This is a genomic window from Polaromonas sp. P1_F4, assembly GCF_056405675.1.
In genome coordinates, this window is record NZ_JBFUBP010000001.1 from 88,875 (window position 1) to 109,702 (window position 20,828).

General features: G+C 63.0%; 17 protein-coding genes. 6 read left to right on the forward strand and 11 right to left on the reverse strand.

Annotated features, from left to right (window positions below; genetic code table 11):
• Nucleotides 1-62: 62 nt before the first annotated feature.
• Nucleotides 63-953, forward strand: a complete 891-nt coding sequence (locus AC1DYQ_RS00455) for an alpha/beta hydrolase (RefSeq protein ID WP_477685123.1) — start codon at nt 63-65, stop codon at nt 951-953.
• Between the two features lie 9 nt (nt 954-962).
• Here AC1DYQ_RS00455 and AC1DYQ_RS00460 read toward each other — a convergent pair whose 3' ends face one another.
• The 4 genes from AC1DYQ_RS00460 to AC1DYQ_RS00475 form a co-directional block, all read right to left on the reverse strand.
• Nucleotides 963-1,352: a tautomerase family protein gene (locus AC1DYQ_RS00460; RefSeq protein ID WP_477646360.1), complete on the reverse strand. Its 390-nt coding sequence runs from the start codon at nt 1,350-1,352 to the stop codon at nt 963-965.
• A gap of 73 nt (nt 1,353-1,425) precedes the next feature.
• Nucleotides 1,426-2,403, reverse strand: a complete 978-nt coding sequence (locus AC1DYQ_RS00465; RefSeq protein ID WP_477646359.1) for a GMP reductase — start codon at nt 2,401-2,403, stop codon at nt 1,426-1,428.
• Nucleotides 2,404-2,680: 277 nt separating this feature from the next.
• A complete protein-coding gene (locus tag AC1DYQ_RS00470; protein ID WP_477685124.1) occupies nt 2,681-5,683 on the reverse strand; it encodes a VIT domain-containing protein in 3,003 nt (1,000 codons plus the stop codon).
• Nucleotides 5,684-5,761: 78 nt separating this feature from the next.
• Nucleotides 5,762-6,487: a hypothetical protein gene (locus AC1DYQ_RS00475; protein ID WP_477685125.1), complete on the reverse strand. Its 726-nt coding sequence runs from the start codon at nt 6,485-6,487 to the stop codon at nt 5,762-5,764.
• 222 nt (nt 6,488-6,709) lie between these two features.
• Here AC1DYQ_RS00475 and AC1DYQ_RS00480 point away from each other — a divergent pair, with 222 nt between their 5' ends.
• The 3 genes from AC1DYQ_RS00480 to AC1DYQ_RS00490 all read left to right on the forward strand — a co-directional run bounded on the left by AC1DYQ_RS00480 (nt 6,710) and on the right by AC1DYQ_RS00490 (nt 11,192).
• The gene (locus AC1DYQ_RS00480; protein ID WP_477685126.1) at nt 6,710-8,053 is read left to right on the forward strand and encodes an NAD(P)/FAD-dependent oxidoreductase; all 1,344 of its coding nucleotides are present in this window, start codon (nt 6,710-6,712) and stop codon (nt 8,051-8,053) included.
• Nucleotides 8,054-8,308: 255 nt separating this feature from the next.
• Nucleotides 8,309-10,741 (forward strand): UvrD-helicase domain-containing protein, encoded by a 2,433-nt coding sequence (locus AC1DYQ_RS00485; protein ID WP_477685127.1) that lies wholly within the window; start codon nt 8,309-8,311, stop codon nt 10,739-10,741.
• A gap of 49 nt (nt 10,742-10,790) precedes the next feature.
• On the forward strand, nt 10,791-11,192 hold the full coding sequence (locus tag AC1DYQ_RS00490; RefSeq protein WP_477685128.1) for a hypothetical protein: 402 nt from the start codon (nt 10,791-10,793) through the stop codon (nt 11,190-11,192).
• Here AC1DYQ_RS00490 and AC1DYQ_RS00495 read toward each other — a convergent pair.
• Nucleotides 11,185-12,318 (reverse strand): ABC transporter substrate-binding protein, encoded by a 1,134-nt coding sequence (locus AC1DYQ_RS00495; protein WP_477685129.1) that lies wholly within the window; start codon nt 12,316-12,318, stop codon nt 11,185-11,187. The two genes, AC1DYQ_RS00490 and AC1DYQ_RS00495, sit on opposite strands and share 8 nt — an antisense overlap.
• Before the next feature lie 209 nt (nt 12,319-12,527).
• Between AC1DYQ_RS00495 and AC1DYQ_RS00500 the strand changes: the two genes are divergently transcribed.
• Entirely contained in the window at nt 12,528-13,364 is an 837-nt protein-coding gene (locus tag AC1DYQ_RS00500; protein ID WP_477685130.1) for an IclR family transcriptional regulator, read from the forward strand.
• Nucleotides 13,365-13,385: 21 nt separating this feature from the next.
• On the opposite strand, the gene AC1DYQ_RS00505 is transcribed toward AC1DYQ_RS00500, so the two are convergent.
• The 4 genes from AC1DYQ_RS00505 to AC1DYQ_RS00520 all read right to left on the reverse strand — a co-directional run bounded on the left by AC1DYQ_RS00505 (nt 13,386) and on the right by AC1DYQ_RS00520 (nt 16,423).
• A complete protein-coding gene (locus AC1DYQ_RS00505) occupies nt 13,386-14,105 on the reverse strand; it encodes a FecR family protein (protein WP_457279991.1) in 720 nt (239 codons plus the stop codon).
• Nucleotides 14,102-14,938, reverse strand: a complete 837-nt coding sequence (locus tag AC1DYQ_RS00510; RefSeq protein ID WP_477685131.1) for a BPSS1780 family membrane protein — start codon at nt 14,936-14,938, stop codon at nt 14,102-14,104. Before AC1DYQ_RS00510 ends, AC1DYQ_RS00505 begins: the two co-directional genes overlap by 4 nt.
• A 136-nt stretch (nt 14,939-15,074) precedes the next feature.
• Nucleotides 15,075-16,025 carry a homoserine kinase gene (locus AC1DYQ_RS00515; RefSeq protein ID WP_477685132.1) on the reverse strand — a complete coding sequence of 317 codons (951 nt, stop codon included), beginning with the start codon at nt 16,023-16,025 and terminating at the stop codon, nt 15,075-15,077.
• 50 nt (nt 16,026-16,075) lie between these two features.
• Complete coding sequence (locus AC1DYQ_RS00520) at nt 16,076-16,423, reverse strand: hypothetical protein (protein ID WP_457279994.1); 348 nt, start codon at nt 16,421-16,423, stop codon at nt 16,076-16,078.
• A 153-nt stretch (nt 16,424-16,576) separates the two neighbouring features.
• On the opposite strand from AC1DYQ_RS00520, the gene polA reads away from it, so the two are divergent.
• Nucleotides 16,577-19,408, forward strand: a complete 2,832-nt coding sequence (gene polA / locus AC1DYQ_RS00525; RefSeq protein WP_477685133.1) for a DNA polymerase I — start codon at nt 16,577-16,579, stop codon at nt 19,406-19,408.
• 4 nt (nt 19,409-19,412) lie between these two features.
• On the opposite strand, the gene AC1DYQ_RS00530 is transcribed toward polA, so the two are convergent.
• Nucleotides 19,413-20,354 carry an SAM-dependent methyltransferase gene (locus tag AC1DYQ_RS00530; protein WP_477685134.1) on the reverse strand — a complete coding sequence of 314 codons (942 nt, stop codon included), beginning with the start codon at nt 20,352-20,354 and terminating at the stop codon, nt 19,413-19,415.
• A gap of 25 nt (nt 20,355-20,379) precedes the next feature.
• A complete protein-coding gene (locus tag AC1DYQ_RS00535) occupies nt 20,380-20,802 on the reverse strand; it encodes a hypothetical protein (protein WP_477685135.1) in 423 nt (140 codons plus the stop codon).
• Between the last annotated feature and the right edge of the window lie 26 nt (nt 20,803-20,828).

Consider the following 20,828-nt stretch of genomic DNA (forward strand, 5'->3'; position numbering starts at 1 on the left):
TGGCCGGGCTGTGCCAAGATGGCACCCATTGAAGCCGTTTTGACACTTTCAGGAGAAGAACAATGACCCAGCCCGATCCCGCCTGGCTTGACCGCATGTACAACAACCGGGCTTTGGTACCGGACCACGGGGTGTATTTCGCTCGCTGGGCTGACAGCTCGCAGGCCATTCGCAAGCGCGTGCCCTGCCAGATCGATATTCCCTATGGCAACCATGCGGGTGAAATGCTCGACGTGTTTCCGGGGGGTGATTTCGCCACCCATGGCGGCACCCACGGGCAGGCCGGTACGCCGGTGCTGGTGTTCATTCACGGAGGGTACTGGCGGTCTCTCGACAAGGCCGACCATTCCTTTGTGGCACCGGCCTTTACGCAGGCCGGCGCTTGTGTCGTGGTGCCGAACTATGCGCTGTGCCCCGCAGTGACCATTCCCCAGATCACGATGCAGATGGTGGCGGCGCTGGCCTGGACCTGGCGCCATATTGCCCATTACGGCGGGGACCCATCCCGCATCACGGTGGTGGGCCATTCAGCCGGCGGCCACCTGGCAGCCATGCTGATGGCATGCGACTGGCAGGCCTATGCCCGCGACCTGCCGGCAGATCTTTTGAAAAATGCCTTGTCGATTTCCGGCCTGTACGACCTTGAACCCATGCGCCACACGCCTTTCCTGAAGGATTCGCTGAAACTCACGCCTGAACAGGTGCTCAAGGCCAGCCCGGCCCTGCTGCCGGCACCAAGCCGCGGCACCTTGTACAGCGTGGCCGGCGCCGATGAAAGCGCGGAGTTCCTGCGCCAGAACGTGTTGATCCAGCAGGCCTGGGGCGCCGGGGTGGTGCCGGTCTGCGAATCCCATCTGGGGCGCAACCATTTCAGCATCCTGGAGGCGCTGACGGAGCCGTCTCACCGCCTGCACCAGCTTGCATTGCAATTGCTGGCGGCTGGCCGGCGTTAGCTAGCCAGCCTAGATATCGACGTCGTACTCCAGCACCACGTCGGACGCCGGCAGGCCGCCCCGGATCGCCCAGTTTTCGCGCGACGCTTCACGCAGCAGCACTTTCACGTGGTCTGCGGGAATGCCGCACAGCCCGAGCTTTTGCACAATGGCCTGGTACAGGGCGCGTTTTGTTTCCAGGGATCGGCCGACGAAGCAGTCGATCGTCACCAGCGTGTAGCGGTCGCCTTTGTCCGGCGGCGCGCGAAAGCGCTGCGGCTCATGGACAACCAGCCGGATGGAGGTCGTCCAGAGCGGCACTTTCAGCGCAGAGGTCAACGCCTCCTGGACGGCGTCCATGAGGGCGGATTCTTCTTCACCGGAATAGGGCCGGCGTACTTCAATGGCTGCGGTGGGCAAGGGGAGTGAGTCTCTTCAGGAACAAGGCTTATTGTCGCCGGAGCCGGCCTTGCTACTATTTGTTACCACCGGCCTACATCAGCAGGTGTTCACCGGCGTTGTCGCCGCCCAGGGTCACATAGTTGACCTTGCGGATGTCCAGCAGCTTCGTGCCGCCGGCATAACTGATGGAGCTCTGGATGTCTTCTTCCATCTCGCGCAAGGTGTCGGCCAGCGTGCCCTTGACCGGCTCCAGGATGCGCTTGCCTTCGACGTGCTTGTACTCGCCCTTGTTGAAGTCCGAGGCGCTGCCGTAGTATTCCTTGAAGAGCTTGCCGTCCACCTCGACGGTCTTGCCCGGGCTTTCTTCCAGGCCCGCCAGCATGGAGCCGATCATCACCATGGTCGCGCCGAATCGCACCGACTTGGCGATGTCGCCGTGTTCGCGGATGCCGCCGTCGGCAATGATGGGTTTGGTCGCCACGCGGGCACACCACTTGAGTGCCGACAGTTGCCAGCCGCCGGTGCCGAAACCGGTTTTCATTTTGGTGATGCAAACCTTGCCGGGGCCGATGCCAACCTTGGTCGCGTCGGCGCCCCAGTTTTCCAGGTCGATCACGGCTTCGGGCGTGCCCACGTTGCCGGCGATCACGAAGGACGCAGGCAGCTTCTGTTTGAGGTAGGCGATCATCTTCTGCACCGTGTCGGCATGGCCGTGTGCGATGTCGATGGTGATGTAGTCGGGCACCAGGCCCTCGGCGGCCAGGCGGTCCACCGTGTCGTAGTCGGGTTTTTTCACGCCCAGGGATATCGAGGCGTAGGCGCCGCGGGCCTTCATGTCTTTGACGAACTGCACGTTGTCCAGGTCGAAGCGGTGCATCACGTAGAAGTAGCCGTTCTTCGCCATCCAGGCGCAGATCTCCTCATTGATGACGGTCTTCATGTTGGCCGGCACCACCGGGATGCGGAAGCTGCGGCCGCCCAGCGTCGCGCTGGCGTCGCACTCAGAACGGCTTTCCACGCGGCATTTGCGCGGCAGCAGCAGAATGTTGTCGTAGTCGAAGATTTCCATGATTCCCAAGCCTTTGAAAAAACTGTTGAAGAACAGAAGGCGCTTGGACTGGACCGGCTTTCGCTGCCTGGCGGCAACAAAAAACTCTCGCAAGAGAGTTTCAGCGGAAGCTGACAATTGCCCGAAGGGCTTGTCATGCTGAAGCTAAAACCGGGCGCAATTGCTTGGGCCCGGTGATTGATTTTATGCGCCTCTCAAGCGGGCGCTACCCCGCAAAGCGGTATAGCCTTTATATGCATAGTGGCATCTTGATAACCCGGGCTTGAGGCGCCAAGCCTCAGCGCACCTCGACCTCGGCCACGCGCACTGTTTCCTGGCCGCGCGCCAGGCGCAAGGTCGTCCATTCATCACGCGCCTGCGGCGTGCCGAACCCGGTGGTAACGCGCACCATCACGGTGGTGCCGGCCGACAGCACCTGCTGGCGGTGGCCGTAGAACTGCGCCTCTATGCCGTACTTGCCGGTTTTGGCGGTCTTTAGCGAAAACTCCTCCGGCCCGTAGCCGCCCCTGGCGTCGGGGCTCATCGCGCCGCCCTGATGGGTCAGCCGGTTGGCATAGCTGGCCCTTTCGCCGTTCGGGTCGCTCACCCACATGTCGATGTCGGTGTCGTCGCTGTCCCAGGCCATCACCACACGCAGGGCCAGCGGCAGGTTGCGGCGCAGGCGCGTGTCCACGCGGCCCAGGTCCAGCGCCGGCTGGCCACTGGCGACGGGCTGGGCAGCAATCGCGTTGAGTTCGGCCAGCGCGATCATGTTGATGCCGGCGAAGCGGCCGTTCCAGGGCTGCGACACGACTTCCCACAAGGCGTTGACGGCGCGCTGCGGCTGGCCGCTCTCGGCCAGTGCCAGGCCCAGGTCGCGCCAGGATTGCGGCTCGTTGGGCGCCAGTTCGCTGATGCGTTCGAACACCGGCACGGCCAGGTCGTTGCGGCGCGCCTGCACCAGACGGTAGGCGTAAAGGCGCAGCAGCTGGCGGTTTTCCAGGTTCATCTCCGCCAGGTTGGAGAGCACGCGCAGCCCCAGCTCCGGCAGGCCGCGGTCAAAGAACACGCCCGCTGCATCCATGTAGAAAGAGCTGCTGCTGAGGTAGGCGGCGCGTTCGTCGAGATAGACGCGGTAGAGCTCGTCCTTGCCGGCATTCTGCAGGCGCTTCATGTAGGGCGCGTCGGGCACCCAGGCCTGCAGCGCGATGGTGGCGACGGGCGCTGCCGCAACCGCCTTGGCGCTGCGTTTGTCCATGGCGTCGGAGCGTGCTTCGGCCATCACGGCCGGTGCGGCTGCGGGGGCTGCAGCGGGGGCAAAGGAAAGTGGTGCTACGGGCGCGCCCTGGGCCTGCTCGCGTGAGCGCGCTGTGCCGGCCAGACTGCCCAGGCCGCCCTGGCTGATGTGCTTCTCGGCCTTGGGCCCCGCACGTTTGGGCGCTTCCTTGGGGAAGTCCCTGCCCCACCAGCGCTGCTTCTCGTCAAACTGCCCCACCATGGCCTCAATGTGTGCCTGCCGCGTCTGCATGGCCTGTGCGAGTTGTTGCTGGCCCAGCCGCGCCACTTCATCCGCCAGCTCGGGCGGGGCAGGGAGGTTGTAGCGGGCATAGTCGGTGGCCAGCTCCAGCACGATCAGCGAGCTGTTGGGCCCCACGACACCGTGCGCCGCCGCGATACGCTGAAGTTCTGCGCTGTGCAGGCCGGCATTTTCGGCCAGCTCGGCGCTGCGCCACTGGGCCCACTGCTGGCCCGGCCAGTGGCCGCTGACCGGCTTGGCGCTGACTTGCAATACCAGGGTGCGCTTGCGTCCGTCCGGGTGCGCCAGCGTGATATCGATGCGGGCGGTGCTGTCCAGCAACTCGCCTGCCACCGAGACGCGGCCCTGGTTGATCCGCGTCGTCGGCGTCACGAGTTGCCGCGCGGACAGGCTGTCCAGCTTCTCAATGCGCCAGCCGTGCATCAACATGGCTTGCGCGCCCTCGTCGGGCGATTGCAGCGCAGCATCGACCAGCGCACCGCCGGTGCGGTCGGCCAGCCTGGCCAGGCGCGCCATGTCGGCGGAGGCTGCGCCGTTGATCACCATCACCGGTGCGGTGTGGGTGTAGCGAATGAGTTTTTTACCGTCCGTCATCAGGCCGTCGGTCACCATCAGGGTGGTATCCACGTCGGCGGGAATGGGCAGGTCGTCAAAATTGCTGGAGCCGTCGAAGGGCTCTGCGCGCAATGCGTCGGCCAGTTCACCGAAGCGGCCCGGCGTGACGGTGAAGCTGCGCACAGCCTCGGCCTTGTTGCGCACCACGAGCAGGCTGAGCTTGACGGGCTTGCCCAGCTTGCGGAAGTAGGCCTCCAGCACCGGCAGCACCCGGGCCTGCGCGGTGGCCGAAGCCGATGCGTCCCACACCAGTGCGATGTGTGCAGGGGCGGGCCGCCTCACCAGCTCGTCGCGCACGTCGAGTTGCCCGGCAAAGAACGGCTTGCCGCCGGTTTCGCCCACCATGACCTGCGGCTTGCCGGTGCGGCGCAGCGCCAGTTGCAGCCAGCCTGCAGGGCCCTGGGGCGCCTGCCAGTGGTTTTTTTGCAGGGCCAGTTCCGTGCCGGTGGCGCTGGCGTTCAGCTCGGTGCCGGCGGGCGCCTGCAGCAGTTGCACATCTTGTTGGGCGGCGCCGTGGGCGCGCACTTTCACCTGCAACTGGCCCACGCTTGACGCGAACACCAGCGGCACCCTCAGTACACCCGCATCACGCTGGCGCGGCACGGTTTCGTTGAATGTGATGAGCACGCGGCGCTCCCCCTGGGCCGGGATGGGATAAACGCGCAGCTTGTACTGGTTGCCGGCGGCGGCTTCCAGCAGGCCCGGGTCTACGCGCCTGCGGCGTATGTCTTCAAAGATCTCCTGCCCTTTGGCCTTGGGCACGGGCACTGCGTCGCGCAATTGGCCGTTGATATCCAGCGCGAAGCCGGTCACGACCTGGCCCTCCTGCAGCGGGAACTGCAGTTCGCCTTCCAGCACGCGGGGGTTGGGGTTGAAAAGGCGCAGCTCAACGCTGGTACGGGCCTGGTCGCCGAAGAGGTCGACTTCGATGGAAACGGCCCGCAGCTGGATGGGCTGGCCTGCATGGTTCACAGCGATGACCGGCGGCCGCCAGTCGGGCGGCGGCGCGAACTTTCCGTTGGGGAAAGGCTGCGGCATCGGGCTGAGCGCCAGCGCCTGCAGGCTGAAGCAGGCTGCGGCGGTGGCCTGAAGGATGCGGGCGGCAGTCAGCCGGGTGAACCCGCGAAAGACGTGAAAGCCGTTTGGCATGAAAACCCCTTTTGTTGTTGGCGATGCACCGTGAAACGGCGCCCGCAACGCAAAGGGGTTAAATGGCGCGAAATATTTTCAAGGCGCGCAGCGCGACTGCGCCGCGGCCACCACCAGGCCTTTTTCGTTTTCCACCCAGCCCACCACGCGCATACGGTCCGGGTTGGCGCCCTCTGCAATGCTCATGGAGCGTGCATCAAAGAACCGGTTTTGCTCTGTTTTTGATAGCTGCTTGCGCCCGTTCCAATTGGTCTGGAGCACGTTTCGAATCAAATTCCGCTCGACCGGGGAGCCCTCGGTGCCGGCCGGCAAGGTTTCGACCAGGGCAAGCCAGGCTGTCCATTGGCGGCCCTTTGCGGCGGCTGGTATGGGCTTGAGCTCGATGGAAGTGCCCAGGTAGCCGCTCAGCGGCAGGCCATGCGCCACACGCAGGGTGGCACCCCTGATGGTTTTGACGGGCGAGGTGTTGGCCAGGCTCTGCGCGGGGACAGGCTGGCGCAGCGCCTCCAGCCGTTGCAATCCTTCGCTTGCGGCGACGGCGGACAGCGGGGCGTCGCTGCCCTTGTCGCCAGGAACCACCCAATCCAGCGCAACCTGGCCGGCCGTGGCCTTGGGAGTGGCCGGGTCGGCCCAGCAGGTGTCGCAGTTGGCGTTGATAAAACGCTCAAGCAGCGTCACTGGCCGGCCCTGGCCGTCGCTGGAGCAGGACGACTGTGCGCGCGCCATGCCGGCAAAACCGAGACCCGCCGCCAAAAGGCAGCCAGCCAGCCAAGCAGGCCCTGATGGGCCCAAACCTGTAGTCATGAAAACCCCAAATACGGCTATGTTCGCAGAAGCTGCGGCCGGGCGGGGATTTACGGGTTTCCCGGTCACAGTCTGGCGGGTGCAGAAGAAACTGAACCATACAATTTCAAAAGAAGCAAAGTTGAACCCGCGGCGCGAGCGGTGTTACCCTGCGCGCAGTCTTTCACAATTGCAGCGGCATGCCTGGCATACCGTTGCGCGAACCCATAGCCAATGCCTGCCATGAACGAAATCCCCACTTCTACCTCCACCTGTGACGTACTGATTGTGGGCGGCGGTCCGGCCGGCTCCACCATTGCAGCCTTGCTGGCCGCCCAGGGGCGCGACGTGGTGCTGCTCGAAAAAGCGCACCACCCGCGGTTCCACATCGGTGAATCGCTGCTTCCGGCCAATGTCGAGCTTTTCGAACGCCTGGGGGTGCGCGACCAGGTTGACCGCATCGGCATGCCCAAATGGGGCATTGAGTTTGTTTCGCCCGAACACGCGCACTGCAGCTACATCGAATTCGCCGATGCCTGGGACAAGTCCATGCCTTCGGCCTGGCAGGTGCGGCGCTCCGAACTGGACGAACTGCTGTTTCGCAACGCGGCGACGCGTGGGGCAAAAACGCTCGAAGGCTGCACCGTGCGCGATGTGGTGTTTGACGCGGAAGGCGCCACCGTGCAGGCGGAGCTGGAGGGCGGCGCGAAGCGCAGCTGGCGGGCCCGTTTTGTGGTGGACGCTTCCGGACGCGACACATTGCTGGCGAACAAGCTGCGCTCCAAAGCCAAGAGCAAGGAACACAACAGCACGGCGCTGTTTGGCCATTTCACCAATGTCGAGCGGCTGCAGGGCAAGCGCGAAGGCAACATCAGCATCTGCTGGTTTCCGCATGGCTGGTTCTGGTTTATTCCGCTGGCCGACGGCACCACCAGCGTCGGCGCGGTGTGCTGGCCGTATTACCTGAAGTCGCGCGAAAAGCCGTTGCGCGAGTTCTTCATGGACACCATCGCCCTGGCGCCGGAGCTGAAACGGCGCCTTGCCAACGCCACGCTGGTCGATGACGCGGTGCACGCCACCGGTAATTTTTCGTACAGCAGCACCCACGCCACCGGCGACCGCTACCTGATGCTGGGCGATGCATTCACCTTCATCGACCCGATGTTCTCGTCAGGCGTTTACCTTGCGATGCACAGCGCTTTTGACGGCGCCGAGCTGGTGGCAACAGCGCTTGACCAGCCGGCCGACCTGCCCGCTGTGCGCAAAAGCTTCGAAGCCATGATGCGCAAGGGACCCAGGGAGTATTCGTGGTTTATCTACCGCGTGACCAACCCGACCATCCGGCACATGTTCATGCACCCGGCCAACCCGCTGCGCGTCAAGGAAGCCCTGCTGTCACTGCTGGCGGGCGACATTTTCGGCAAGACGCCGTTCTGGGGACGGCTGCGCATGTTCAAGGCGATCTATTACGGTATTTCGCTGGCGAATTTCCGCCGTACCTGGGACGGCTGGAAGCGCCACCGCATGGCCATCCGCGACGTGGGAGCGCTCAAGGGTGAGACCATCCTGAAGACGGACGCGAGCTAGAGCCCCCACGGTCGCTCACTGCGTGTAGCCCCGAGACCTTGCAGGCCGCGGCTCGCTAGAAGCTTCACCTCTGTCGCCTGTCCAAAGCTGCTCAAGCAGCTTTGGAGCCGCAGGCTCCAGCCCCTCGGGGGCGCTGCGCCTGCGGGCTGGCAAAGCCAGACCCGCCGGCCCCGGCTGGTGAAGAGAAATTTGCCCCGGGCGTACGGGGAGTATCCCGGCACCGTGCCGGTGCCGTTGATCTTTCTACAATGGGGGATGTTCCCAGAAGCCTCCAGCTCCCCTCTCCTGCAAAACCTCAATCCGGAGCAACTCGCAGCGGTCACGCTGCCCAACACGCATGCGCTGATTCTGGCCGGCGCCGGGTCCGGCAAGACCCGGGTGCTGACGACACGCATCGCCTGGCTGCTGCAAACCGGCCAGGTGTCGCCAGGCGGCATTCTGGCGGTGACGTTCACCAACAAGGCCGCCAAGGAAATGATGGCGCGGCTGTCGGCCATGCTGCCGGTGAATGTGCGCGGCATGTGGATAGGCACCTTCCACGGCCTGTGCAACCGGTTTTTGCGCGCGCACTACAAGCTGGCCAACTTGCCGCAAAGTTTTCAGATCCTCGATACGCAGGACCAGCTCTCGGCCATCAAGCGACTGTGCAAGCAGTTCAATGTGGACGACGAACGTTTTCCTCCCAAGCAGCTGATGTGGTTTATTGCCGGCAACAAGGAAGACGGCTTGCGTGCCAAAGACGTGCAAGTGCGCGACGAAGAAGGCCGCAAGAAGGTCGAAATTTATGCCCTGTATGAAGAGCAGTGCCAGCGCGAAGGCGTGGTGGATTTCGGTGAACTCATGCTGCGCAGCTATGAACTGCTGCGCGACAACGCCCCCGTGCGCGAGCACTACCAGCGGCGCTTTCGCCACATCCTGATCGACGAGTTTCAGGACACCAACAAGCTGCAGTACGCGTGGATCAAGATGCTGGCCGGGCAAGGGCCTGATGCGACCCAGGGCGCGGACGCCATGCCGGGCGGCTCGGTGGTGGCGGTGGGCGACGACGACCAGAGCATTTACGCTTTTCGCGGCGCGCGCGTGGGCAACATGGCCGACTTTGTGCGTGAGTTCGAAGTGACACACCAGATCAAGCTCGAGCGCAACTACCGCAGCTTCGGCAACATTCTCGATTCTGCCAACGAGCTGATCAGCCACAACAGCAAACGCCTGGGCAAAAACCTGCGTACCGAAGCGGGGCCGGGCGAGCCGGTACGTGTGTACGAATCAACCAGTGATTTTGCCGAGGCCCAGTGGTTTGTGGATGAAGTGAAGCAACTGGTACGTGACGGCACCGAGCGCAAGGAGATCGCGCTGCTGTACCGCAGCAACGCACAAAGCCGGGTGATGGAGACAGCGCTCTTCAATGCCGGTGTGCCCTACCGCGTCTACGGCGGCCTGCGCTTTTTCGAGCGCGCTGAAATCAAGCATGCGCTGGCCTACCTGCGCCTGCTGGAGAACCCGCACGACGACACGAGCTTTATGCGCGTCGTCAATTTTCCGCCGCGCGGGATTGGCGCGCGCAGCATTGAGCAGCTGCAGGATATTTCGCGTGCGGCCGGCTGTTCGCTGTACGACGGCGTGAGCGCCGTGCCGGGCAAGGCCGGTGCGAACCTCGGCGCCTTTGCCGCCAAAATCCAGGTGCTGAGCGAGCAGACCACAGGGCTGACGTTGCGGGAGATCATTGAACTGGTGCTGCAGCACAGCGGCCTGGAAGAACACTACAAAACCGAAAAAGAAGGCCAGGACCGGCTGGAGAATCTGGCCGAACTGGTCAATGCAGCAGAGTCTTTCGTCAGCCAGGAAGGCTTTGGCCGCGATGCGGTGGCGCTGCCGGTTGACGAGCTGGGCGGGCGGCTCACGCAGTCGCCGGCCAGCCAGGGGTTGGACCCGTCCGCGCCGCTCGTCAGCGAGCCTTTGCCCGAGGCCCTGGCGCCCGACACCGAGACCGGCGAAACGCTGTCGCCCCTGGCGGCCTTCCTCACGCACGCCGCGCTGGAGTCTGGCGACAACCAGGCCCAGGCCGGGCAGGATGCGGTGCAGCTCATGACCGTGCATTCGTCCAAGGGGCTGGAGTTTGACTGCGTGTTCATCACCGGTCTGGAGGACGGCATCTTTCCGCACGAGAACTCCATGAGCGACCGCGACGGCCTGGAAGAAGAACGCCGCCTGATGTATGTCGCGATCACGCGCGCGCGCAAGCGCCTTTATCTCAGCCATTCGCAGACGCGCATGCTGCATGGCCAGACGCGCTACAACCTCAAGAGCCGGTTTTTTGACGAGCTGCCCGAAGCCGCGCTCAAATGGATCACGCCGAAGAACCAGGGTTTTGCCTCGGGCATGGGTTCCGGCGGATGGGCTGGTGCTAGCAATTCAGGAGCTGGTGGCGCCCGTGGGGATTGGGCCAGTGGCGTTTTCTCTTCAAAAACTGGCGGCGCAGAGCGTTTTGCCAACCCACCGGTGCCGCCTCAGAAGAGTGCGCCTTCGCATGGGCTCAAAAGCGGCATGGAAGTGTTCCATGCCAAGTTCGGCGAAGGAAAAGTGCTGATGCTGGAGGGCAGCGGCGACGATGCCCGGGCGCAGATCAACTTCACGCGGCACGGCGTGAAGTGGCTGGCCCTGAGCGTGGCCAAACTGACGGTGGTGTAGTTGCCGCGCTGCTGGCGGCATTTTGTTGAATTCAAACTGACGGGAAAAAATGACAGAGACAAATTCCGAAACCGGAATCGAGACCGGAAAAAATGAAGGCACTGAAAACCCTGAAAGCCCGTCAGCGATTTACGTTCCGCACCAGGAATTCCGCACCGGCCTGCCGCACGGCCGGTTCCGCGTGATCGTGAATCCGGAGCGTGCGCAAAAATACGTCAAGCACCGGCTCTTTGTGGTCGGCATTTCCTTGCCCCTCCTGGGCATCGGTGTGGTGCTTTCCATGTACGGCTACCTCTGGGTGGGCCTGCCGATGGTTATCGTCGGCGTGTTGATGCACAGGGTCATCAAGGCCCATGCACCCAGGATTCTGCTGCACCTGGCGCTGAGCGACGCCAAGACCTACGAGGAAGCGATGGAGTACGAGATCCTGGAAGTGCGCCGCGCTACTTGAGCAACCTGCCGTCGCGGCCGATCACGGTGACTTCAACAAACTTCGAGCCGACACGGTTCTCCGGCGAAAAGCTTACCTTGAAACCTCCTGCGTCATAGCTGTTCATCTTCTCCAGCTGGGTGATGATTTTCTGGCGCGTTGGATCGGCGCCGCTGCGGCGCATGGCTTCAACAAGAATCTTGGCTGCAATGAAGGACTCCATGCTGGCGTAGGAGACCACCTTGTCCGGCTGGTATTTGGCCATCAGGGTCTGGAACTCGCGGGCCACCGGCGCCAGAGTGGAATAAGGGTAGGGCATGACCTGGGAAATGCCGATGCCGCGGGCGTTGTCCTCCCCGGCATTCTTCAGCAGTTCCTTGAAATTCACCACCGAGATACTGAACAGGCGAGCCTTGCTGCCTTGCGCCCGCATCTTCTTGATGAAAGCGGCGGAGGCACGGTTGACTGAAACCATGATGATGGCGTCCGGATTGGCCGGGGTGATGGCCGCGACCGCTGCATCAACTTCCTCGGGCTTGGTGCGGTCGTAGTTACCCGTGGCCACGGCCGTCATGCCAAGTTTTTTCAGTGCACTTTCCGCACCTGCCAGGCCGCTTTTGCCGAAGGGGTCGTCCTGGTACATCACCGCGAAGCGGCGCAGGCCAATGGTGTGCAGGTGTTCCACCATGCGGGCAGTTTCGTCGGCGTAGCTGGCCCGGATGTGAAAAATCAGGGGGTTGACCGGGTCACGCAAATCCTGAGCGCCCGTGTAAGGTGCCAGCAGGGCGATGCCCGCTTCCTCAAGCACCTTGTTCTTGTTCAGGGCCAGCACGTTGCCGGTTCCGACAAAACCAAACAGGGCCAAAGGCTTTTCCTCGGCCAGCAGTTGGCGCGTCAGGGCAAGGGTCTGTTCCGGCTTGTAGCTGTCGTCCTTGAGGGCGACGCGAATCTTGCGGCCGTAAATTCCGCCGTTGTCGTTGACATAGGCGAAATACGCAGCGCCGCCAGCCACGTATTCGTTACCGGTTCCGGCGATGGTGCCCGTCAGCGGTGCCACCTGCCCGATCACCAGATCTTCGCGTGCCGGCGCCGCCTGCCCGGACAGGACAACCGACAGCAGGGCGGCCAAGCTCAGGGCTTTGGCCATGAGATGTATTTTTTTGTTTTCCATCAGTCTTCCTGGTTAATTAAGATTACTTACTTGTTCTGCATTGCAGAACTGTTTGCTTGATCATTTGTTCAAATTGTGAAACATTAAGATACATTTTTACTAGTGGATTTCCCTTGAGTGATACGCCCGATGCTGCCTGGGCGCCACAATCGCTGAACTTTTTATTCCGCAATGCAGAACTAGCAATGTCTCAATCTCCTGTTCCCGGCAGGCCGGCTCCCGGAGCGGTCAGCCCTGTTCATGCCAAGGAGGACCGGCACTTTGTGACGGCGTTGGCACGCGGCCTGGATGTGCTCAGCGCTTTTCGTTCACGAGACCGGTCCTTGGGCAACACGGAACTGGCACGCCGTTGCGGCCTGCCCAAGTCAACGATTTCGCGATTGACCTACACGCTGACCAAGCATGGCTACCTGGAGCATGCGCAGGACGCCAGCGGTCGCGCGGGGTATCGGCTGGGGAGTGCGGTACTGGCGCTGGGCAGCGCCATGCTGGCGCGCATGGACATGCGGCAGCTCGCCAGGCCGCTGATGCAGGATCTCGCCGACAGTTCGCAGGCCATGGTGTCGTTGGGGATACGCGATCGCCTGAGCATGATTTATGTGGAAAACTGCCGCAGCGAATCTGCACTCACGCTCAGCCTGGACGTAGGTTCGCGCATTCCACTGGCCAGCACTGCGATGGGGCGAGCCTACCTGTGCGGCTGTTCGGATAAGGAGCGTGAGACCCTGCTTGAGCGTATTCGGATCCAGGACGAGGAAGCGTGGCCTAAAACCCGCGAGGCGATGGCGCTGGCGCTGGCGCATTACCGCGATCACGGCTGCTGCGCCTCTTTTGGTGATTGGCAGAAGGACGTTAACGCTATTGCTGCTGCATTCCGGCCACCGGGTAGACGCTCCGTCATGGTGGTGAGCTGCGGTGGCCCGGGGTTCAATCTTTCGCCGCATTTCCTGATGACGCAGGTGCAGCCGCAACTGGTGGCATTGGTCAGGCGGCTGCAAGACGCATCCGGCGATGCCTTGTAGGCAGCGCTGGCGCGGCCGGAATCAGTAGGTCATTTTTCCGCTACCGTCCTTGATGCCTTTCCTGCCTGCAATTTGCCAGGAGGTCCGCTGATCGATCAGGCCGGCGAGGAATTCCAGTTCCTCGTCACTGTGATTGATCGCGTTGGCGGGGGTGAGGCGGCGGCCGTTTTTGGGCTCCACTTCGCCCCAGAATGACTGGTGGTAACTTGACTGTGACACGGTCTTTTCCCCGTTCGACTCCATGTCAACCGTACCATAGCAGTTGCAGAAATAGCTGCGGTTGCCCTGGTCGGCGAAGACCTCGGCATAGACGCCCGTGCCGCGTATGCCGGCCGTCAGCGTGGGCAGGACAATGGCGCGGCTGCTGCCCTTGCCCCAGACGCTGACCACGGCGCCCGTGAGCAGGCGCAGCAGGCTCACGGTACTGAGCGAGCTGCCGCGTTCCACCTTCATCATGGAGTTCTCACGCACCTGGAATGCCGAGTTGCCGATGACAAACATCAGGTTGGAACCCGGGCCGGTCTGGATCTGGTCACCGGTGAGGATGGTTTGGCCGGTCTGCAGCCGGTTGCCGTTGAGCAGGGCATCGCCCCTCAGCTCGACGATATTGCTTCGCTGCTGGGCCATGGCTGCAGGCAAACCTCCCATCGCTACCCAGGCGGCTGCTGCCTTGAGCGTGTCACGCCGTTGAAACCACAAAATTTCCTGTTCGGTACGGCCTTGCAGCTGGTGCTGGGTCATGAAGAATCTCCTGGGGTAGCGGGGTCGTTGTTGGTGTTTTCCGGGTTATTGGCGCCGTCCGGCGAGTCACCGGGTAGCGTGGCCACGAAGCTATCACGAAACGTGAAGTAAATCGAGGTGGAAAACATGGCTGCGATGAGCAAGCCCAGGGGCATCATTGCCGCGGCCATGAATTCAGCGCTGCCTGTCAGGCCGGCAAGCACGCTCAGCACGATGGCCATGCCCATGGATACGCCGAGCCAGCCCAGCCCGAACATCAGGAAGGCCCCCGCGTTGCGAACACAGGCGACAACGCTGAAAAAGAGGCTTTTGACCGGAGAAACGCCGTGCCAGTGAACCAGGGCAGGTGCGTGCCAGAACAGCAGCAGCACAGGCAGGTACAGCAGCAGGGACACCGACATGTTCTTGGCCATGGCCAGCTGGAACTGCGGCGTCATCATCGCCTCGCGGCTCGCGTCGGCGGCAACCGGGGGGTCCACCAGCATCGGTACGATCCAGTTGATCAGCACGCAGAACGCTGCATAGATCGCGCCAAGGACAAGCATCGCGCCCAAACGCTCGCGTCCAGCACGAAAAGCGCTAAGGAGCACCGTGGGCATGGGAAATTTTCCCTTCACGGCTTCCTGTGTGGCGGCCATCAGACCCAGCATGGCAGCGGGAACAATCATCAGTGCCAGGATCAGTCCGAAAAACGGCAGCAAGGAAAGCACCGTGACTGCAGCCAGGTACAGGAAAAACAGGCCCGACATGGCCAGCGGCTGCTGCATGAAAGTCTTGATGCCCAACCTGACCCAGGTCATGCCGGTGCTTGCGGGAACAATATTAAGTTTCATGGTCTTCAGCGGGAAATGGGCCGGACGAGACCGGGATATTGCAGGAGGGCAGTTTGCCTGAAAGCAGCGACGCTTGGCGCTGGCCCTCAAACGGGCCTTTGGCCAAAGGGCAATCAAGCCTGCGGGATGGCTTTGGCTAGAGGACGTAAGGGTGTGTGAGCCGCTCGCGCAGGACACGCTCGAAATGGCTGGGGTCGTGCGGCTTGAGCACTGCAGCTTCACGGGGCAAATGCAAGTCCCACAGCCGCGACAGCCAAAAGCGCAGGGCTCCGGCGCGCTGCATGGCAGGCAGGAGCCTGCGCTCCTGCGCCGTCAGGCGCCGCACGCTTTCGTAAGCCCTCATGAAGGCCGCCGAACGGGCTTCGTCCTGTACGCCGGTTTCCAGGTCTATGCACCAGTCGTTGAGGCACACACCAATGTCAAACAGGAAGGTGTCGCAGCCGGCGAAGTAAAAATCAAAAAAACCGGTGAGCCGGCCGTCTTCGAACATCACGTTGTCGCGAAAGAGGTCGGCGTGTATGGCGCCGCGCGGCAGGCTGCCAAAGGCGGATGAAGCCGCTACATGGTTCTGGTAGGCCAGCTCGCCCAGAATAAGGCTGCGCTGCTCGGGTGTCATGTAGGGCAGCACGACCGGAACGGTCTCGTTCCACCAGGCCAGGCCCCGCAGGTTGGGCTGGCGCCGCGGGTATTCGAGGCCTGCGAGGTGCATGCGTGCCAGTGTTTCCCCGACACCGGCGCAGTGGCCGGCTGTGGGGGCCAGTTCACTGTGGCCGCGCAGCTTGTTGACGACGGAGGCCGGTTTGTCTTTCAGGCGGTGAAGAATGCTCCCTTTGGGGTCGGCTGCGGGATCAGGCACCGGAATGCCGTGTGCCGCCAGGTGCTTCATCAGGTGCAGGTAAAACGGCAGTTGCTCGAATGTCAGGCGCTCGAACAGGGTCAGCACATACTGGCCCCTGTCGGTGTCCACAAAGTAATTGGTGTTTTCGATGCCGCCTGCGGCACCTTTGATAGTTTGCAGCTGCCCCAGATTCAGGGCGTTCAAGAACGCTGCAGCCTCGTCAAACGAGACTTCGGTATAGACGGCCATGCCTGAAACTGGATCCTGGAGTTCTTGGAGTACGTGGGAGCTGCGAAAAATCAGAACTTCAGCACGTTCCAGACGCGTGAGCCGTTGGTGTCGTTGTTGGTCGACGCGGGGGCGGTGCCCCGGGCGCCTTCTGCGGGCTTGATTTCGTAAGCCGCACCGCCGACTTTGGGCTGGACCAGGATTTGCTGCGTTTCGCCGCCCACACGGAGTTCGTCGATCCGGCTGCCCGCGTCTTCAGTGCGAATGCGCTGGATTGCCTTGTCCGGCCGGCCTGCAGGCGCCGGGGCCTCCGCCGTCACGGGCGGCACTGCGTTTTGTGCAGGCGCTTGAGCCATGGCCGCAGCCAGCGGCAGCACCGCAAACGCGGCGGCAAGAAGAGGGCGGAAAGCGTGGTTCATGTCTGCATTGTAGGCCGCAGGGCCCGGCCGACAAGCCCGGCATGTCGTAATAAGGGGGCTGCGGCTGTAGGCGGAAAGCTTCCCCACAGGCCAGCGCGGGGCGCTATCGGCGCCGCGGGCGGCGGCGGGCCGATATCCCCGACAATCGGCTTCATGAGTACCGACAAAAAAACACTGCTGCTGGTGGACGGCTCCAGCTACCTGTACCGCGCCTTTCATGCCATGCCCGACCTGCGCGCCAACCCGGGCGACCCGGCCAGTCCGGCGACCGGCGCCATACGCGGCATGGTCAACATGATGCAAAAGCTGCGCAAGGACGTGCGCGCTGACTTCGCCGCCTGCGTGTTCGATGCCAAAGGGCCGACATTTCGCGATGCGCTGTACCCTGAATACAAGGCCCAGCGCTCACCCATGCCCGACGACCTGCGTAGCCAGGTCGAACCCATCCACGAAGTAGTGCGCCTGCTGGGCTGGAAAGTGCTGGACGTGCCCGGCGTGGAGGCCGACGACGTGATCGGAACGCTCGCCTGCATGGCTTCAACTCAGGGGATCGAAGTCATCATCTCCAGCGGCGACAAGGACTTGAGCCAGCTGGTCGACGAAAATATCACCGTCATCGACACCATGAACGACCGCCGGCGCGACCTGGCCGGGGTGGAGGCTGAATTCGGCGTACCGCCGCGCCTGATGGTCGATTACCAGGCACTGGTCGGCGACGCGGTCGACAACGTGCCCGGCGTGCCCAAGGTCGGCCCCAAGACGGCAGTGAAATGGCTGCTCGAATATGGCTCGCTCGATGCGCTGGTAGCCCGAGCCGGCGAGATCAAGGGCGTGGTGGGTGAGAACCTGCGCCAGTCACTCGATTGGCTGCCCAAAGGCCGTGAGCTGCTGACCATCAAGAAGGACTGCGAACTGGACGGCTACATCCCCGGCCTGCCCGCCCTGGATGCCATCACCATCGGCGGCCAGCAGACGGAACCCCTGAAAGCCTTTTATGAAAAGTATGGCTTCAAAGGCCTGGTCAAGCAGATCGAAATCGAAAGCACGCCGCCGGAATTGATTGGCGGACCTGAAGGCAGGCACAAGCCCGCGCCCGCCGGCGGTTCAGGCGGCCGTTCGGACTCGCCGGGCCTGTTTGACGAAGCGCCCCTGACCGACACGCCGCCGGCTGAACGTGCCAGCAACCTGAACTACGACACGGTGCTCACCTGGGAGGCGTTTGACCGCTGGCTCGCCAAAATCGAAGCGGCTGAGCTGGTCGCGCTGGACACGGAAACCACTTCCCTTGATGAGATGCAGGCCGAAATCGTTGGCCTGAGCTTCAGCGTCACGCCCGGCGAAGCGGCCTACATTCCGCTCACGCACGACTACCCCGACGCGCCCGCGCAATTGCCGCGCGACGAAGTGCTGGCTCGCCTGAAACCCTGGCTGGAAAATCCAGCCAAAGCTAAGCTGGGCCAGCACGTCAAATACGACCGCCATGTGTTTGCCAACCACGGCATTGAAGTGCAGGGCTATGCGCACGACACCATGCTGCAAAGCTATGTGCTGGAAGTGACCAAGCCGCACGGCCTGGCCAGCCTGGCCGAGCGGCATGTGGGCCGCAGCGGCATCAACTATGAAGACCTGTGCGGCAAGGGTGCGCACCAGATCAAGTTCAATCAGGTCGACATCGCCAAGGCCGCCGAATATTCCTGCGAAGACTCCGACCAGACCCTGGACGTGCACCGCGTGCTGTGGCCGCAGCTCGAGGCCAACGAGAAGCTGCGCTTTATCTATGAGCTGGAAATGCAGAGCAGCGAAACGCTGTACCGCATTGAACGCAACGGCGTGATGATCGATGCGCCCACGCTGGCCGCGCAGAGTCACGAGCTGGGCCAGCGCATCATCCAGCTGGAAGCCGAGGCCTACGAGATCGCCGGCCAGCCCTTCAACCTGGGAAGTCCCAAGCAGCTCGGCGAGATTTTCTTCGACAAGCTCGGCATGCCGGTCATCAAGAAGACCCCCAGCGGCGCGCGCAGCACCGACGAGGAGGTGCTGGAAAAGCTGGCCGAAGACTATCCGCTGCCTGCCAAGCTGCTCGAGCACCGCTCGCTGAGCAAGCTCAAGGGCACTTACACCGACAAGCTGGCGCAGCTGGCATTGCCCCGCACCGGCCGTGTGCACACCCACTATGCACAGGCTGTCGCGGTGACTGGGCGGCTTTCCAGCAACGACCCCAACCTGCAGAACATCCCGATCCGCACTGTGGAAGGCCGGCGCGTGCGCGAGGCCTTCATTGCACCAGCGGGCAGCGTGATCGCCAGCGCCGACTATTCGCAGATCGAGCTGCGCATCATGGCGCACATCAGCGGCGACGAGGCGCTGCTCAGCGCCTTCACCAACGGCCTGGACGTGCACCGCGCCACGGCCGCGGAGGTCTTCGGCGTCGCGCTGGACCAAGTCAGTAGCGAACAGCGCCGCTATGCCAAGGTCATCAACTTCGGCCTGATCTACGGCATGAGCAGCTTCGGCCTGGCGCGCAACCTGGGCATAGAAACCAAGGCCGCGGCCGCCTACATCGACAAATACTTCCAGCGCTATCCCGGTGTCAAGAACTACATGGACCAGACCGTGATGTTTGCCCAGGAACACCATTACGTCGAAACCGTTTTCGGCAGGCGCCTCTACCTGTCGGAGATCAACGGCGGCAATGGCCCTCGCAAAAAAGCGGCCGAGCGCCAGGCCATCAACGCGCCCATGCAGGGCACGGCGGCCGACCTCATCAAGCTCAGCATGAACAAGGTGCAGGAAGTGCTCGACGCGGAAAAGCGCGCCACCAAAATGATCATGCAGGTGCATGATGAGCTGGTGTTTGAAGTGCCCGAAGCCGAAGTCGAGTGGCTGCGTACCGAGATCCCGCGCCTGATGGCCAGCGTCGCTGAGCTGAAAGTGCCGCTGCTGGCGGAGATTGGCGTTGGGCCCAATTGGGACAAGGCGCACTGATTAGTTAACGCGGCGATGCGTCGCCGTTCGCAGGTTTGCGCGCGGTGACCATGTAGTAGCCAAAACCCGGCAGCCACAGGCCCAGGAGGAAGGCCGCATAGGACGCCACGATGTGGCCACGGCGCAGTGGCGAAAGATGGAACCGGGCTCGCCATAATTCTCGCAACGCAAAGCGCGTGGCGAACAGCGGAATCTGCAAGGCGCTTGGCGCCAGGCGCAGGCTGATGTCCTGGAACCGGATGTCGGTGAACCCCTGGCTGGCGAGCGCGGTGTGAAGCGCCTCTTTCTCGGCCAGCTCGTTCACCGCCCAGTGATGGCACCAAAGCCTGTAAATCCGCTCCATGAACCCTGGCAGCGGTTTGTTGTTGCGGCGCAAGGCGTCGGCAATTACCAGCGTACCGCCGGGGCGCAGCAAGCGGGCCGCTTCCCGCACCAGGGCGCGCTTGTCGGCGCCCGGTGCGTGGCAGGCACTTTCAAGCGCGTAGACACCGTCGTACGCACCCGTGCGCAAGCCGGTGTCTACATAGTCGGCCAGGTGAAAGCGGACCTGGTTGGGCAAGGCCGCGGCCTGGTTGAGTTGGGCGCCCTGGACAATTTGCTCCGCTACCAGTGTGACGGCGTCCACCGTGCTGTGCTTGCGGCTCTGGACGATGGACCGCGCCGTGGCGCCAGCGCCGCAGCCTAGGTCCGCAAGCAGGACGGCGCCACTGTCTGGCAAGGCCAGCCGCTCAAGCACCTCCCGGTTCATGCGCTCCAGCATGGCTTCGCGGGCCAGGGGGTTGACCTTCCAGGTCCAGTAACCGAAGTGCATGTTCATGCCGGGGCTCCAGGCCCGGTAGTCCTCGGCCACGGCGTTGTAGTAGGACCGGATGCCCGCCAGCCGTGCTTCACCTCCTTTGGCGGGCGGGGTGATGGCGCGGGGCGTGGCAGGTGTTGCGGTGATCATTTCTGTTCTCCGTTCATGAGCCTCTTCAGGCGGGCCAGCCAGCCGTGGAGGATTCATCGGACACAGCCGATCCGGCGGGCCTGGCGATGCGGGCACCTTGCACATGGGCAGCCAGTTCTTTCGCCGCCAGCCATTGCCGCACCTGCATCCACACATTGCGCGAAATGATCGCCACGGTGACAAACACGCCCGCCAGCACCAGCCACAGCGAACGCCGCACGGTATCGATGACGCTGCTGCGGTCATTGAATTCGCCGAAGGTCAGCATCAGCAGCAAGGTGCCCGACACCGCCAGCAGGTAGGCGCAGCGTATCCAGAACTCCGCGCCACCGTCGGCATCGCACAGCATGCGCAGCACCTTGTAGAGGATGGGTTTGAGGTAAGTGATCGCAACGACCGGGCCGACCAGCGCGATCAGCAGGGAGACAAAAAACAGGTTGGCACTCATGATGATTTCCTTTCGTTTGCTCGGAT